We start from the raw sequence: 14,515 nt of genomic DNA on the forward strand, positions 1-14,515 counted from the left end.
GAGGCCCTGCTTTCATGCCCGCCACCCACCGCGATCACCCGATCGAGACTCCCGTTCGATCAACACTCCTCAAGATCGGAACGACAACAGCCACTGAGGAACGGGACGCCCGACTCGGTCTGCGTGACCGCATCGCTGAGGACAGACTGCTGGGCCGCATCGTCCACGACGTCAAGGCACTCCTCAGCCCGGACAGCACCGACATGTCCGACGCTGAGGTCAACGAACTCTGGGACGAACGCGTCGGAACCGTCCAGGGCGGCGTCAACTGGTCAGGCGCCGAACACAATCCGACCCCGACAGTGTCCGACTCAGAAGGCATCCGCAATCCGCTTGCGGTGTATGAATTTTCGCTGTTCAGGCATGATGCACGGGGTTGGGCGGCAGGTTTCGACGTCGGGTTGTCGAGGTCGGAACGGAGCGTGTGATGCCGCCGTCGCCGCTGGGGTTGCTGGAGAAGCGTCGGGAGGCCGCCCGGGCGCGGGTGGAGGATCTGGAGGCCGAGTTGGAGCGCCTGGAGGGTGAGCTGAGGTCGGCGAGGGCGGTGTTGGAGCGTCGGGTGGTGGCGGTGGAGGAGCTGGCCGAGGCGCTCGCCCCGGCCGAGGATGCCGTGGGGCAGGCGCAGGCGGGGGTGCGGGTGCGGGTGCCGCCGAAGGGGGCGGTGGTGCCGGTGTGGCGGGAGGGTCTGGATCCGGTGGACGCGCTGGCGCCGGACTACCGGCGGCTGGTGGAGGCGGTGGAGTCCGGCGGGGAGGGCGGTGTCGGCCTGACCATGCGGGAGGTGGCGGTCGCGGTCGGCCGGGAGCCGGTCGCCGCGGTGACGGAGAACCTGCGGCAGAAGGCGAGGCGGCTGGTGGAGCGGGGCTGGCTGGAGGTCGACGGGTCCGGGAGCCGGTTCATGCCGCGGCGGCGGCCCGGGAGGGCGGGGTGACACTGTGGGCCCGGCGGCGGTGGCGGGCGAGGCGCCGGCTCATGACCATGGTCATGGACCACAGGATCACGGCCTGGGCGCTGTCGGCGCGGGTCTCGTAGTCGCGGGCGAGGCGGCGTGAGCGCATGAGCCAGCCGAACGTCCTCTCCGCCACCCAGCGGCGCGGGACGACGCGGAACCCGGACAGGTCGTCGGTGCGCTTGACGATTTCCACGACCAGGGCGAGCTTGGCCTTCGCCCAGGTGACGAGGTCGCCGGTGTAGCCGCTGTCGGCCCAGATCCTGCGCAGGTGGCGGAACTTGGCCTTCAGCGCGGGGAGCATGTCGGCGGCGGTGGCCCGGTCGCCGGCGTCGGCGGGCGTGACCAGGATCATCAGGAGCAGGCCGAGGGTGTCGACGACCAGGTGTCGCTTGCGGCCGTTGATCTTCTTCGCGCCGTCGTAGCCGCGCGTCGCACTGTGCACGCTGGCGGCGGCCTTCACCGACTGGGAGTCGATGACCGCCGCGGTCGGCTCGGGGTTTCGGCCCTCCGCGGTGCGGACGGCGGCGCGCATCCGGTCGTGGAACTCGGTCAGCAGGCCGGTGTCGCGCCAGCGGGTGAAGAAGGCGTGGACGCGCTTGTAGGGCGGGAAGTCGGCGGGCAGCGCGGCCCATTTGACGCCGTTCTCGACGAGATAGCGGACAGCGTCGAGCAGTTGGCGGTGGCAGTAGCCCTCCGGCCGCCCGCCCCGGCCGCTCATCCACGCCGGTACCGGCAGCAGATCCCGCACCGCTGCCCACTCGGCGTCGGTCATGTCGCTGTCGTAGCGTCGAACACGCTCGCTGTGGTCACCCGCGTTGCCGTGCCGGTGCGCGAAACAATCACACCTTGGAGGAGCGAAGTTGCCGCCGGCCGCGGCGACGGCATACAAATGCGGCAACAGGGCCTCCTTGCGCTTTCGGTCTCGACAACCTCAAAGCTGCACAGGGGCCCTGTCTTCATGCAGTGGCAACGCCGAGATCACCCGAATCGGGAACCCCGCGAACACTCGTGCCGATCCCAAGCCCCGTGACGGGTTTGCGGATCGCTTCTGATGTCGGCCCCGCGCTCGCGGGGATTGCCCTCAGCTTCCCTTTGGCGCTCATGTGCATTAGACGTCGGCCCCGCGCTCGCGGGGATTGCCCGGGTCGCCTCGCCGCCTGACCCACCACTAGCACGTCGGCCCCGCGCTCGCGGGGATTGCCCCGCCGCGCAGCGGGCCGCCGCCGCCTACCTCCGGTCGGCCCCGCGCTCGCGGGGATTGCCCCCTGGGCCACCACGGCCGGCGCGATGGAGCAAAGTCGGCCCCGCGCTCGCGGGGATTGCCCCGGGTGGTTCATCCCGGAGGTCGGCATGATGTAGTCGGCCCCGCGCTCGCGGGGATTGCCCCACGTCCTTGGGGACGGCGCCGCCCTTCAAGAGGTCGGCCCCGCGCTCGCGGGGATTGCCCCTGGGCGCGACGAAGGCACCACCCGCCGCTTCCGCACCGCCGTACGGCCGCCCACTCGAACCCGCTTCCCGCCTCTACCTCGGTCACCTCGAGCGCGGCCTCTACATCGACCGGCTCGTCCATGTCGGCGAGACCACCGCCCTTGACTAACCGTTCCCCCTCGACCTCGACCCGGCGAGACTGCGCCCGTGGTCCGCACGCGGAACCGTGACGGCCGGGCCCTCCAGAGGAGGAACCCGGCCGTCGGCATGTCGGTGCCGCCCCCGGCGCTCCGCCCGATGTTCGGGGTTCGCCCTACGGCAGGCGGGGAGTCCGCGCAGCGTGACCGATGGACCGGACACAGCGGCCCGGCGACCTGTACGTCACAGTGCACATCGAGCCCTGACCGGAGCGACTGGTCGGCTCCTGGTGCGGGCCCCTCAATCTCTCCGCATCGCGAGACGCGGTCGTCCTCCCGAGGTCCTTGTCGGCCTTGGCCCGGGAGTACACCGCGAGGTCGGTCAGTTCCTCGGACAGCAGCCGCTGTCCAGAACGGAGCTCAGGCGGCGGGCGGTCTGCGCGCTGCGGCGAGGCCTACGCCCGCCGGCTCTACACCCACGGCCTGGTCGACCAGGTCCTGGGCCCTGCAGCACACCAGCCGCATCAGCCCTGGAGGTCCGCGTGACCGAGACGTCCAGCGGCGTCGATCTCGCCCGCGTCACGGGCCGGGGCTCTCCGGTCTCGTCGGCCCCGGGTCCGTTGGCACTCAAAGGGAAGAGGGCGCCCACCCGGAGGTGGACGCCCTCAGTGCTGGCCCGTGGTCATCTGGGCGTCGAGGTTTGGTTGATGGCGTCGGGGGTCCCGACGATCAGCACCGTGTCGTTCCCGTCTTTCCATGAGTGCAGCGAGTCGCCGGATTTCTTCTGCACCTGGGCAGAACTTCCGGTCCCCTCAATTCTGACCGTCATGGCTTTCTCGCCGCAGCCAAGGGTCATGAATTTGAAGGGGGCTAGCTGTGCGGACGCCTGGGTGTATGTTCCGGCGAGAACATTTCCCGGGAATTCCAGGTGTGTGTCCACGGAGGAGCTGGCAGTGGGACGCTGAGATCCGAAGGAGTCGGGCGCAGTGGTCGTCGGCTCCGTCAGCCCGTCCGGCAGGAGTGCCACCTGACAGGTACCGTTCCTGACAGCGAGGATGACGCTGGTGCCCGATACGTCGGCGATGCCGAGGATCTTGGCGGTGCCTTTTGCGGGCGGGGCGTCGATACTGCGTTGGACGGTGGCGTCTGCAGGTGCGGCGGCCGTCGCGTCCAGGAGCCAGGAGCCGCTTTCGTGCTGAGGTGCTTGCCCGTCGTCGGTGCACGCAGCCGCGAAGGCGACTGTGGCAACGAGGCTCACCGCCCCCAGAAATCGGCTGGACCGCCGCATATGCTCAACTCCCCTAGTTCGTCCAGGTGTTGTAGCAGAAGCCTACCGGCCTCTTCACCTCACCGTCTCCGGCGTAGGAGCCGGCCTCGTAGATGCTGAAGGTGTAGTAGTCGAAGAGCTGGTAGGCCTGCAGGTTCCCGAACTTCCCGTCCGGAACGGTGTACGAGCCGGTCTCGGTCTTCGTGACGGTATCGGTCACGCTGAAGCCGACGCCGGCGGAGACCTTCCACAGGTCTATCGACGCGCTTGCCGTCCATTGGGTTGCCATCGACTGGGTCTGGGTCAGCGTCAGGACCATGGGACCGTTGCCGCTGACCGCGTCCATCACATCCGTGCCGCAGACCTGACCGTGGTAGGCCACATCGCGGACCTCACTGTAGAAGTCGGCCGGCAGTTCCGGCGACTTCCGGGTCGGCGCGGTGTGCGTCGGCGCCGAGGTCTGGGGAAGGGCTGCCGCCGGGGCCTTGCGGTCGATGACCCAGTGGCTGGGGTCGGCACCGGCCGGCAGCCGTGTGGCCACCGCGGTCACCGGCGTGACGGACGCCGGCGCGGCCAGCGCCTGCGGCGCCGCCAGTGCGGCCAGCACTCCGGCGCCGACCACTGCACCGGCAATTCGAGAAAAGGTCTTCCGCATTTCTGTTCCCCTTCGGTCGGGTTCCTGTGGGTTCTTTCGCCCGCACTCTTTGCGGGCGAATTAGATCCTGAAACTTAAGCGAAGTTCCCGCAAGGGTAATCTGAAAAATTGAGCGACACTTGAGCCCGGCGGGGCGAAAAATGCCCAAATGGCAGCCGAATGCAGACTCTCGGGAATGCCGGATTCCGGAATTCCGGTAACTTGTCGGCGTGAAGGAAATAGATAACTGTGAAGCATGTGGCAAGTGCGCCTCCTGGGGTGGGACCTCAACCCACCACCAGCCAGGCACTCGCCGAACATCGAACCCGCTGGGAAAGGCGCTCCGTGCCCGCACCGTTTGCGCTGCCTCGACATCGCCGCGGCCTGCTCGCCTACTACATGCTCCCCGCCTGGTCGACCAGGCCTTCGCCCAGGTGCGGCAGGTCGGCGGCCCGGCTGCCCAGGAGCTCGAGCTCTCTGCCCAGGACCAGGACGGCCTGACCGACCTGCACCAGCTCACCCGCGAGGACGTCCTCGAGCTGCGCACCTTCGGCCAGCGCGACCCGGAGATGCTCCTGATGGCGATCCGGGACTGCGGCGAGGCGGACGCCCGCCAGCTCTACACCCACGGCCTGGTTGACCAGGTCCAGCGCCTGCAGCACTCCGGGCCATGGTCATCCACCAGCTCTGGAGGTCCGCGTGACCGAGACGTCCACCGGCGTCGACCTCGCCCGCGTCGCCCTCAAGGCCGCCCGCGAAGCCGCCCGCACCCGCGGCGTCGACTGTTCGTGGTGCCGCGTGAGGCCGCCAACTGTGCGTCCCGACGCGAGTAGCCTCGCAGCAGACGAGAGATGGAGTGACTTCATGAGTCGGCCCGCGCACGACGGAGTCGAGCTGATCCCCCGGCCCGAGCGGAGCCCGGCCGCGCTGAAGGCGGCCCTGGCCGTGGTCGCCGCGGACCGCCTCCCGGAGATGATCGACGGGCAGACGAAGGCGATGGCCGAGGCCATCACCACCGGCAGCGTCCAGCCGATCCGCTCCTTCGTGGCACACTGGGCCGCCGTGGTGGAGATCGAGCGGTACCCGGCCGCCGCCCGGGCCTGGCACCGGGCGAACTACCTCGCCAACCACGCCGGCACCAGCGCCGAGTGCCGGGAGCACGCCACTACCGTCGCCGAGCTCTACCGTGCCGCCTACGCGGCGGTGAACGCGTGACCTGGAGCTGGGAATACCTCCCCAGCGAGCAGCACGTCACTGCCGGATGCCCGGGCGGCTTCCTTGCCGTTGTCGAGGAGCAGGCCGCCGAACTCGTCCGCGCCACCGAAGCGCTCTACCTGGACGGCACCTCCTAGCAGGGCAGTGGCGAGCCGATGCGCTACCTCGACGTCGCCGGCGGCCTGCTCGCCTACTACGTCGTCCCCCGACTGGAGCTCGTCGTCGTCTGCCAGCTCACGCCACCGCCGACGCCCTGACCCTCGGTTTCCGCCGGGCCGGGCCGAGGGGGAGTTGCGCTGTTTCCCCGGTGCCCGGCACGGCGCGGTGGCACGATGAAGTGCCATGGTCAGGCCCGAGTTCGGGGGGTTGTCGTTGCCGGGTGACAAGCGGCGGATCCAGACGGCGGTGTTGGGCAGCGCGGCATCCGAGGAGCCGCTGATCCTGCCGCTCGAGGCCATCGAAATGGACGCCTTCCGCCGGCAACACACCACGGACACACCTGGCTCTGACCGATCTGCGTCCAAGTCGAAGGCGAGGAGGCACCCGTCCAGTGTCGGCGCCAGCTGAACCTCCGACAGGACTGTTGTCGGTTGGCCGGGGATTACTCATCGCCGTGGACACACACCGGCCCCTCGGGCTTGCTTCCACGGGGCCCGACGGCGGGCTCGGAGGAGGGGAGGGCTACGTTGTCGATCACAGGTGGACGTGGAGGTGGGGGATCCATGGCGGGCAAGAAGAGACGGAAGAGACCGCAGCCCGGGCGGCGGCCGACGGTGGTCGCGGAGCCCGACCGGCGTGCGGCGGCCCTGCTCGCCTCGGCCGGGCCCTGCGGCGTCCCGGCCGAGGCGAGCAGGCGCCGGCTCCGGATCGGCTATGCCGTCCTGGGCGTGGCCACCGCGTCGGGCGTCGTCGTACCCGCCCTGTTGGAACGCGCCGGCGCCGCCCACGACGGCGCACAGTTCGCGGGGGCACTCGCCGGCCTGGCCGGCGCCTGCGTCCTCGGCTTCCTGCACGTTGCGACCCGCAGCGTCAGCCACGGCCCCGACCTGCGCTGGGTCACCGCCCGGACGCTGACCGGCGTGCGGACCCTCGACCTCACCGCCCTGGTGCGGATACGGCGCTGCCGCCTCCCCGGCCGCTACCGGGGATGGGACGAACTCTGGCTCACCGACGCGCGGGGAGTCTCGCTGCGGGTCGACGAGCCGGAGGTCATCGCGCGCGTCGCCGCCCTCCTCGCACCACCGCACGCGGGCGAGCCGGCGGCCGACGGCCCGGCCACCGCCACGGCACGGGTCTCCCACCATGCTGCAGTCCGCCTGGGCCTGGCGACCCGCTCCCGCCCCCGGCGCGTGGCGCGTGGCTGCTTCGACTTGCTGCTGGCGATCTACCTGCCCGGGGCGGCGGCCGTGCTCGGGCTCCTGGCCACCTGGCTCCTCGCCACGGCCTGACGCCTGGCGGCGGGCAGCTGACGGCCTCGCCCACGAGCCAAGATGTCTCGCCGTGAGTCGGAGCGAACTCACGGGTCGATCCCTGCAGAGCACAGCATCCGACCCTCGGGTTCCCGCTGAAGAGCCTTCAGTTTCCCTGAACCCACGGGGCTCTGGGGGTGCCGGTAAGAACTCTGTCACCAGCCGCAAACGGTGCTGATCAGTCCTCGGGCCTGGTGGGTTGGGGCAGTTCCGGCGTGCTGGTCGCCTCAGCGTCGTCCGGCCGATCCGCGGTCCGTGCGAAGGCAGGGAGGCGTGGGGACGAAGGGGTCGGGCGCCGCCCAAGGACGGCGCCCGACACGATGCGCCAGCTTCACGACAGCATGTTGACCTTGTACTGCATGATCCGGTAGTTCTTCGGGTCGCACCATTGGCTGACCACGATGTGGAAGTTGCCGAACGTCGAGCCGGGGATGACGAACCCGCCGTACGGGCAGGCGACGAAGTTGTCCACCTCCTGCCCCAGACTGCCGGGCAGGATCATCGTCTGCTCCAGTGTCCTGGTCAGGTCCGAGGTCGGCAGCGGGAAGACCATTGACCGGATCGACGCCGGGTTCGTGTTCAGCCATGTGAGGACGTACTTGCCGTCCATGGCGCGGAAGCAGATCTCGCCCCACTCGCGGGTGCCGAAGACCGTCGTCGGAGGCGCGCCCCACCGCCAGCCGCCGTTGGCGTAGCCCCACGGCTCGTAGGCGGCCGGGTTGCCGAGGCTGTCTTTGCGTACCCGGTGCAGCAGCATCCCCGATTCCACTTTGCGGTTGAAGACCGTGGACAGCACGTAGCAGTAGCCGTCACCGGCCACGGCGTAGGTCTTCTGCTGGAACTGACCGCCGTGCAGATCGGCCGGCCACTGGCACAGGAACTGCCAGGTCTCGCCGTTGTCGGTGGAGCGCCAGAAGTCGGTGTGGTGGGTGTCGTAGAGAACGCCGCGCATAAGGTGCATGTACATGACGCCGTCGACGACGAACACATCGGAGGGGATCGCTGTCGTCCGGCCCCCGGGGGCCGGGTTGTGCGGCTCGTTGACAAGGCTGCGGGCGTGGGCGCCGCCGACGCTGCCGTCGATACGCAAGTTGTTCACATCCGCGCTGCTGGAGCGCAGGCCGACCGGGGCGTGCCAGTCGCCGGCGCCTAGCTGGTCGCCGCTAAAGGTGTCGCCGCAGACGAACAGCATGGTGCCGTTCGGGCATCGTACGGGAATACCGAGGTCGGTCCACGGCGCGCCGAACGGGCCGGTCTCGACCGGGCCGCTCAGGTTCTTCACCTTGGTCGCGAACGTTGGGCTGGACGGGTCGTTCGGCCCGCCAGCCATCGCTGTCGGGGTAACCGAACCGATGACTCCCGCCCCCGCGGCGACGCCGATGCCGATTTTGAGGAGCTTACGGCGGGAGTACCCGCTGGTCGTCGTGTCGTTCTCGTCCGACGGACGTGTCATGCTGTCGACGCCTTTCAGATTCGACTCACTTGCACCAGGAGATGCCCTCCGGTGCCATCGTCCTTGGCGATGGGGTACGGGCCACAGTCGTCGACTGTCCTCTCGGGGCTTCACCGCGCGCAGCCGTACGACCCCGGACTCACCCGCACGGGTGACGCCCGCGCAAGATCACCATCGTTTGCGGCTGGTGACAGAGTTCTTACCGGCACCCCATGTGGTCCCCCACCCCTCGGCGTGCCCGCTGTGTCCCCGCAGGTCAGACCCCATTCGTCAAGGTTCGAAAACCCGGACATCCAGTCCTCGGGGTGGGGTGGGGCGGTGTTCGTCGGCCTGGATCGATGGGCCTGCGGCGCCAGGTGGTCGGCGCCGCCGAGCTGAAGCAGCCCGTCGGCTAAGCCACCCACGGTGGCCGGGGCGGTCATCCGCCCCGGCCACCAGTGCGGCCTGGTACAGAGAGCCAAGGGTCCGGGGCCGTCTCACCCGCCCCGCAGGTGAGCAGTGTCGGCAACCCATGGAAGACCGCGCTCACAAGGCCCTGACCGCTACTTTGCGGCTGGGGCCAGAGATAGGAGTCCGGGGCCGATACGGCGAGCTGGCCCGGCAGCACGCCGGCGTCGACCAGGCCGTGGCCGGGGTGGCGCGCGGGTGGGGCTGGCGGAGATGCAAAAGCTGTCACGAACACCGGTGCGGATCCTGCCCCTCGGTCGTTGGGCACGGCATGACTACCTCTGCTGTGTGCCCGCGGTGCGGCGGGCCGATCGGGCTGTGTGCCGGCGACGTAGGGTCCAGCTCCCGCGTCGCGCTGGACGGCGGGATCACGATCTGCGGCCTCTGCGGCCAGGACGAGGCGGTGCGGGACGCGTACGGCCTGGCGCCGGTACCGCCGCAGGACTGGCCTGTGCCGCCCTCGTCATTGCTGGGCTGGCTCGATTCCCCACGGTGAGGACGGTCTGCCTTTCGTCACGGCCCCAGTGTCCTGACTCGGATACTGGGGCCGTGACGGGTCCGGCTGAGGCGACCTCGGCAGGTCGCCTCAGCGATGGTCAACCGGCGACCTGGGGGTCAGCGGTTGTTGTGGAACACGACGAAGCCCCCGGCCACCAGGCCCCGGTCGCGGGCCGTGCGCAGCTCCTTCTTCCGGTCGGCGACCGTGTACTGGTCGGGTCGGCGGTCCGGAGGCAGCCGGACGCCCAGCTGCGGACCGTACATACACAGCACATAGCCGTGGTGGACAGCGGAGGAGACCCAGGCCGGGGTCACGGGCGCGCCGATCCGGGAGTAGACGCCGCCGTCCGGCGAGCGCAGTTCCATGCGGTCGTCGGCGAGACGGTGCAGCTGCCAGCCGGGGCACGTGCGCAGGTCGACCACTCCGCTGGGCACCCGCCGCAGGCCGGCGGCGATCGCTCCCTCGACCTGGAGCTCGCGCGGCGCCTCACCCGGCGCCTGCGACATCATCGCCCGGGCCAGTTCGAACAGCGCCACCGGGACGGGCTCCTCCTCGTCGCTGATCTCGATCGTGCCGTCCGGGGCGATGCCGGTGGCAACCTGGCCAAAGCCGATCGCCGGATCGTCCATGAACAACAGCCGCCCCTGGTCGTCGACCGTGTTGCTGAGCTGGATGCCGTGCGCGATCAGTTCGGCCTCGCCGACGGGTCGGTCGTCGATCTGGAACCGCGACCGGCGCGGCTTGTTCGCCTTCTGCCTGCCCAAGGTGCCCTGCCCCTCCTCTGGTGCCGGCCCGAGGCGGACCGGCGGCGGTCCTGGTTCTCCCCGCCGCCGAAACGCGGAACCCCTCGTACGCCAGTCCACGACGTGTTTCGGCCGGACCGGCCGCGCCGGCCCCGGTGTCCTAGCTCAGACACCAGCCGCAAAGTGGCGGGCCATCCGGTCCCCCTCGCTCAACTAGCCCCTGCGTTACCACACCAAGGCCAAGCCAGCCAGGCGTCCGCAGCCCTGATGCAGGCCTCGGGTGGCGGGACTGAAGTCCCGCCACCCGAGGCCCGGAATCCCCAACCGGCAATTCAGAATCATTCGATTTCCCGAATTTCGACCCTGAAAATGGCACAAAAAAGCCGCCGTGAGCTTTTCGCCCAGGCGGAGTCGGTGGGGATGGCTCCGTCAGTGTGGTGGAACGGTGGGCTGCATGATGGTCACGTTCTGGGTGACGGTCACGTTCTGAGGTGTCGGGGTGGTCGGCGAATGTCCTGCCGTCCACATGATCGCGGCGGTGCCGGCCGTTGCGATCATGACGACGCCTCCGCGCTTCAGGCGCCTGAAGTAGGCCTTTGACCTGCGATTCAGGGGAAGTTGCTGGCGGCCCTGGCCGCCCTGGGTCTTCCACTCGAACCCAACGTACTGGTTGCTGTTCTGCTTAATCTTCTTCATCTTCACGTCCTAAGTTTGTTTCGGATAACACTAAAGGCAGGGAGTCCACCCTGCCTGAATTCGTCATAGAAATGCCCTATATAGCCCAGCCGTCTCCTTTCGTTGCGAGAATTCTTTCACCCGCTTCTGAATTCCGTCAAGTGCCCGGAATTTCTCACATTTCATCCGTCATTCGGGCAGGATGAAGCGCCTGTCGGTTTCGGGAATGCGGCCAACCTTATGGATTCACCCCGCCGCTGTCAAGAGGTCGAGCGCCCACCACATCGTCGAACCTCCGTCTACCCAACGGACGGTGACGCATGGTCAGCCATCGGCCTTTGGGTGGCTAAGAGACTACTTCAGCTCACCGCCCTGATCGACTCGCCAGGTGGCCAGCCCCGGTGGCGGAACCCAGGCCCGGAGCCCGCCATCACGTCCGGGACGTCAGCAGCGGGTGCAGGGCTCGAAGAGGCCGCAGGTCTGGCCGTGCAGGTGGAGGTCGTCCGGGGCGTGGCAGTCGGTGCCGAGGCTGCACTCCTGGGTGCCGTCGTCGTGGTCGGTTTCCACGCCGGGGCAGACCCGGAGCCGGTCGTGGGCCTCGTTGCGGAAGTGCGCGCACCAGCCGCAGGCGTGCTCGGGCAGCGCGTCGTCGTACCGGTCGGCGTAGACGCAGAACTGCAGCGCCTCGGGGACATGGAGGACGGCTCGCTCGCCGGGGCAGCCGGCGCGGCACTCGGTGGCGCCGTCCTCGTGGATCAGGAGCGGTCCGCCGCAGGCCGGTCCGTCCGGGTCGGTGCGGCTGAGCGCGATGAAGTACGTCATCAGGTCGCGGATGGTGTCCCGGACCGGCTCGGGTAGCTGGGCCCAGAGCTGGGGCTGCTTCACGACGTCGCCGACGCTGCTGAACCGGTCGCGCTCGGGAAGGCGCGGCCTGGGCCGGGTCATCTCTCCGCGTAGCCGTCTGAGCCTGGCCTGTCCCATGGTGCTGTCCTCCGGTCCCGACGCGTCGTGGTCGGCTGGTGAACGATCCGGTGGGGCGCGGGTGACCCTGGCGAGCCCGTGCGGGTGAACGGCCTTCTACCAGCGCATAACGTGAATTATGCGTTAGCGTTGCTGGCATGATCCGGTCTCAGCGGCTGCCCGCCCTGCGCCCCTCCGCGACGCTCTCGCGGCCGACCGCGACGGTCGGCGAGGAGATCCTGGCCTTCCTGCGCGCCGAGCTCGGCACCGTGCGGCTCGGCCGCAAGCGCACGGACCCGGTCCACTGGCGGATCGAGCTCATGGCGGAGCTGTGCGACCGCGAGACCTTCCAGGCCGTCATGTCCTGGCTCTCCTCCGGCAAGCGCCAGGCGCAGAACACCCGCCGGGCGTACTGCGACGACATCCGGTTCTGGGCCGGCTTCGCCGCCGAGCTCGGCATCGCCCCCTTCTCCCTGGGCTGCCTGAGCTACGAGGACATCACCGCCTGGCGCCTGCTGCAGGAGGCCCGCGGCGGCTCCGACCGCTCGGTGGCCCGCCGGCTCTCCTCCCTGTCCTCGCTGCACGCCTACGCCGCCCGGCGCGGCATCGCCTGCGTCAACCCGGTCGACTCCGAGGACCACCGGCCCACCATCGACCGGCACGACACCTCCACCGCCACCCCCGTGCTGGAGGTCGACGAGCTGCAGGCCCTGGTGGAGGCCAGCGACGACGAGCGCGACGCCCTGGTCGTCACCCAGCTCTACACCCTGGCCGGCCGGGTCACCGAGATGTGCGCCCTGGACGTCGACAAGCGGATCGTGCGCGGCCGCCGCGCCTTCCTCGACCTCAACCGCAAGGGCTCCAAGGACCGCCTGCTGCCTCTGTCCCCGACCGTCGACGAGCTCCTGGAGCTCCACGTCGGCGAGCGTGACCGCGGCCCGCTGCTCCTCGACGCGTCCGGTCAACGCCTCGACCGGCACGACGTCGACCGGATGCTCACCCGGCTCGGCAAGCGCGCCGGCGTCCTGCCCGGCCGCGACGTCACCCCGCACGTCCTACGCGCGAGCCGGATCACCCACATGATCGACGCGAAGGAGCCACTCGCCGAGATCCAGGCCTTCGCCGACCACTCCGACCCAGCCACCACGATCGGCTACTTCACCCGCCGCAAGGCCGGCGAGCGCAACGCCCGCCTCGTCGACGACACCGAGGCCCTCTTCACCCAGATCACCGCCCGCTGGGTCCGGCACTGAGAGGCGAGCTCCCACCGAGAAAGCACAACGGCGGTCCACCCGCGCGGTCGTCGCGAGGCCACCGAGAGCTCGATGTGACACACGCCACCTCGACTTCTCCAAGATCTTTGCCGGATCGGCCCGCAGCCGGGCCCAAGGGTGGGGGAACCTCCCCAGAAGACGGAGGGACAAGAAGAGATGACCACCGCAGACCGTGGCTGCGCTCTTTCGGTTGGGCTCGCCACTCTGGAGAACCCGCCAGGATGGACCGGCCGTCCGATCAAGTGCCGAGACACGGAACTGCCCCTTCAAGACAAGTTCGGGGTCTACGAGGCGACCCTCTTGGTGATGCTGGGCAGGAAGGGCGGCGATGTCGGCGTTCCTGCCGGCCCAATCACCATCGAATGGGTGTCGTGGCAGGTGCGCTTCTGGCTCGCGGGAAGGGTCACCGCTGGCTGGGTCTCTTTCGGCATCTGGTGGAGGCCCATGTGGGACTGGGTACCGACCCGGAAGGCCCTGCTGGCCGCGCTCACCGCGCGCAACGCCGCCATCGAGGGCGACACCGACGCGGTCGACGACTTCAGCCGGACCTGGCTGGGGCTGTCGGACCCGCAGCGGTGGCGCGAGGCGGTCGAGACGGCTCTGCTCGGGGACTGGACCGAGGCGCTCGGCCGGGGATGGAGCGACGACCCGCAGATCGTCGCATTGCTGCGGCGCCACAGCCGGGCCGAGCACCGCAACCTCCAGCCGCTGTGGGAGCGAAAGACCGGCGGGCGCCGATGCGTGTTACTCAGCCAGCCCGTCGGCGCCGACCTCACCGTCGCCGACCTGCTCGCCGAGCACCGCACCCCCGAGCTCCGACTCCTGGAGGCGGAGCTCGCCGACGGTCGGCTCGCCGCCGTCCTGCGCGCCCTGACCGCCGAGGAGCAGGCCACCGCCCGCCGTTGGGCGGCGGACGGGGAGACTTGGGCCCGGGCTGCGGCCGACATCGGCCTGCCCGAGGGCTACGGCGAGCGGGTACGCCGCAAGCTCAAGCGCCTCGGCGACCGGCACACCGAGCGCGCCCTCGCTGCGGCGGGGGTGGCCCGATGACCGAGGTCCTGCAGGCGGCCCTGCCCGAGTTCCTCGCCGCCCTGGCTGCCGCGCCCCTCATCGCCGCCGGCGGCGCGGCCTTCCGCGCACTCCGGGACCGACTCAGGCGGTAGCAAAGGCGCCCTCCCCAAGGCGGTAAGGCCTCGCCGCCGGCGTCAAGCGCCACGAGGGCGGCGGCGACGCCGGCTCCGAAACGTAACGCGGGCCGGACGTGACGCTAGATGAATGAGTCCGATGTCCTCAGTGGTCATAGGCGATGAGTGAGCGCTTGATCGCGGCGCCAGTGGTCCAGTTGTGCCAGATGGCGGCGGC

Annotated in this window: 14 protein-coding genes, 1 pseudogene and 1 CRISPR repeat array; of the genes and pseudogenes, 7 read left to right on the forward strand and 8 right to left on the reverse strand. The window is 69.7% G+C overall.

Translation table 11 applies throughout. The features are described 5' to 3' along the window. Together ACZ3YL_RS41765 and ACZ3YL_RS41770 are read left to right on the forward strand one after the other, a co-directional pair. Positions 1 to 428: pseudogene (locus tag ACZ3YL_RS41765) on the forward strand (hypothetical protein); the annotation flags it as partial. Next, the gene (locus ACZ3YL_RS41770; RefSeq protein WP_465663014.1) at positions 428 to 931 is read left to right on the forward strand and encodes a hypothetical protein; all 504 of its coding nucleotides are present in this window, start codon (positions 428 to 430) and stop codon (positions 929 to 931) included. The pseudogene ACZ3YL_RS41765 and the gene ACZ3YL_RS41770, both read left to right, overlap by 1 nt. On the opposite strand, the gene ACZ3YL_RS41775 is transcribed toward ACZ3YL_RS41770, so the two are convergent. The 4 genes from ACZ3YL_RS41775 to ACZ3YL_RS41790 form a co-directional block, all read right to left on the reverse strand. Beyond that, entirely contained in the window at positions 897 to 1,724 is an 828-nt protein-coding gene (locus ACZ3YL_RS41775) for an IS5 family transposase (protein WP_465663016.1), read from the reverse strand. The genes ACZ3YL_RS41770 and ACZ3YL_RS41775 overlap by 35 nt on opposite strands. A gap of 281 nt (positions 1,725 to 2,005) precedes the next feature. After that, a CRISPR array of direct repeats spans positions 2,006 to 2,400; the repeat unit is 29 nt; unit sequence GTCGGCCCCGCGCTCGCGGGGATTGCCCC. Positions 2,401 to 3,199: 799 nt separating this feature from the next. Further along, positions 3,200 to 3,805, reverse strand: a complete 606-nt coding sequence (locus ACZ3YL_RS41780) for a hypothetical protein (protein ID WP_465663018.1) — start codon at positions 3,803 to 3,805, stop codon at positions 3,200 to 3,202. 13 nt (positions 3,806 to 3,818) lie between these two features. Beyond that, positions 3,819 to 4,439 carry a hypothetical protein gene (locus ACZ3YL_RS41785; protein ID WP_465663020.1) on the reverse strand — a complete coding sequence of 207 codons (621 nt, stop codon included), beginning with the start codon at positions 4,437 to 4,439 and terminating at the stop codon, positions 3,819 to 3,821. 374 nt (positions 4,440 to 4,813) lie between these two features. After that, positions 4,814 to 5,080 carry a hypothetical protein gene (locus ACZ3YL_RS41790; RefSeq protein ID WP_465663022.1) on the reverse strand — a complete coding sequence of 89 codons (267 nt, stop codon included), beginning with the start codon at positions 5,078 to 5,080 and terminating at the stop codon, positions 4,814 to 4,816. 202 nt (positions 5,081 to 5,282) lie between these two features. Between ACZ3YL_RS41790 and ACZ3YL_RS41795 the strand changes: the two genes are divergently transcribed. The 3 genes from ACZ3YL_RS41795 (at position 5,283) to ACZ3YL_RS41805 (ending at position 7,081) form a co-directional block, all read left to right on the forward strand. After that, positions 5,283 to 5,633 carry a hypothetical protein gene (locus ACZ3YL_RS41795; RefSeq protein WP_465663024.1) on the forward strand — a complete coding sequence of 117 codons (351 nt, stop codon included), beginning with the start codon at positions 5,283 to 5,285 and terminating at the stop codon, positions 5,631 to 5,633. Next, positions 5,630 to 5,770, forward strand: coding sequence for a hypothetical protein (locus tag ACZ3YL_RS41800; protein WP_465663026.1), 141 nt, complete (start codon positions 5,630 to 5,632; stop codon positions 5,768 to 5,770). Before ACZ3YL_RS41795 ends, ACZ3YL_RS41800 begins: the two co-directional genes overlap by 4 nt. 585 nt (positions 5,771 to 6,355) lie before the next feature. Beyond that, positions 6,356 to 7,081 (forward strand): hypothetical protein, encoded by a 726-nt coding sequence (locus ACZ3YL_RS41805; protein WP_465663028.1) that lies wholly within the window; start codon positions 6,356 to 6,358, stop codon positions 7,079 to 7,081. Positions 7,082 to 7,433: 352 nt separating this feature from the next. Here ACZ3YL_RS41805 and ACZ3YL_RS41810 read toward each other — a convergent pair whose 3' ends face one another. The 4 genes from ACZ3YL_RS41810 to ACZ3YL_RS41825 form a co-directional block, all read right to left on the reverse strand. Beyond that, the gene (locus tag ACZ3YL_RS41810) at positions 7,434 to 8,555 is read right to left on the reverse strand and encodes a DUF4185 domain-containing protein (protein WP_465663030.1); all 1,122 of its coding nucleotides are present in this window, start codon (positions 8,553 to 8,555) and stop codon (positions 7,434 to 7,436) included. A gap of 1,062 nt (positions 8,556 to 9,617) precedes the next feature. Further along, complete coding sequence (locus tag ACZ3YL_RS41815) at positions 9,618 to 10,265, reverse strand: hypothetical protein (RefSeq protein ID WP_465663032.1); 648 nt, start codon at positions 10,263 to 10,265, stop codon at positions 9,618 to 9,620. A 408-nt stretch (positions 10,266 to 10,673) separates the two neighbouring features. Next, complete coding sequence (locus ACZ3YL_RS41820) at positions 10,674 to 10,946, reverse strand: hypothetical protein (RefSeq protein ID WP_465663034.1); 273 nt, start codon at positions 10,944 to 10,946, stop codon at positions 10,674 to 10,676. A 417-nt stretch (positions 10,947 to 11,363) separates the two neighbouring features. Beyond that, a complete protein-coding gene (locus ACZ3YL_RS41825; protein WP_465663036.1) occupies positions 11,364 to 11,864 on the reverse strand; it encodes a hypothetical protein in 501 nt (166 codons plus the stop codon). A gap of 173 nt (positions 11,865 to 12,037) precedes the next feature. On the opposite strand from ACZ3YL_RS41825, the gene ACZ3YL_RS41830 reads away from it, so the two are divergent. Continuing rightward, positions 12,038 to 13,132, forward strand: a complete 1,095-nt coding sequence (locus ACZ3YL_RS41830; protein ID WP_465663038.1) for a tyrosine-type recombinase/integrase — start codon at positions 12,038 to 12,040, stop codon at positions 13,130 to 13,132. Positions 13,133 to 13,597: 465 nt separating this feature from the next. Next, positions 13,598 to 14,203, forward strand: a complete 606-nt coding sequence (locus ACZ3YL_RS41835) for a hypothetical protein (protein ID WP_465663040.1) — start codon at positions 13,598 to 13,600, stop codon at positions 14,201 to 14,203. Positions 14,204 to 14,515: the final 312 nt, after the last annotated feature.

It is taken from the genome of Kitasatospora sp. NPDC023176, from assembly GCF_055560495.1.